We start from the raw sequence: 499 nt of genomic DNA, 5'->3' as shown, positions 1-499 counted from the left end.
TAAAGCGGTACGCGAGCTGGGTTTAGAACGTCGTGAGACAGTTCGGTCCCTATCTATCGTGGGCGTATGAAATTTGCGTGGCTCTGACACTAGTACGAGAGGACCGTGTTGGACAGACCTCCGGTTTGCCGGTTGTGCCGCCAGGAGCACCGCCGGGTAGCCGCGTCTGGTAAGGATAAGTGCTGAAAGCATCTAAGCACGAAACTTGCCCCGAGATGAGTTCTCCCTGACTCCTTGAGAGTCCTGAAGGAACGTTGAAGACGACGACGTTGATAGGCCGGGTGTGTAAGCGCAGCGATGCGTTGAGCTAACCGGTACTAATGAACCGTGAGGCTTAACCTTACAACGCCGATCATCGCCAGGCTTTGAACATTATCTGTTTAAAGCACGTTTTAGATAAGACTTTAAATAGACCACTGCGGAGTGGTAGTTCAGTTGGTTAGAATACCTGCCTGTCACGCAGGGGGTCGCGGGTTCGAGTCCCGTCCACTCCGCCACT

Annotated in this window: 1 tRNA gene and 1 rRNA gene; both read left to right on the top strand. The window is 53.3% G+C overall.

The features are described 5' to 3' along the window. A 23S ribosomal RNA gene (locus tag IE178_RS35580) occupies nt 1–342 on the top strand; the annotation flags it as partial. A gap of 78 nt (nt 343–420) precedes the next feature. Continuing rightward, nucleotides 421–497, top strand: a tRNA-Asp gene (locus tag IE178_RS35575). Nucleotides 498–499: the final 2 nt, after the last annotated feature.

Origin of the sequence: Streptomyces griseoloalbus, assembly GCA_014650015.1 — a bacterium.
GTDB lineage: Bacteria > Actinomycetota > Actinomycetes > Streptomycetales > Streptomycetaceae > Streptomyces > Streptomyces griseoloalbus.
The sequence above is the reverse complement of the archived record's forward strand: the minus strand, read 5'-3'. Positions and strand labels throughout refer to the sequence as shown.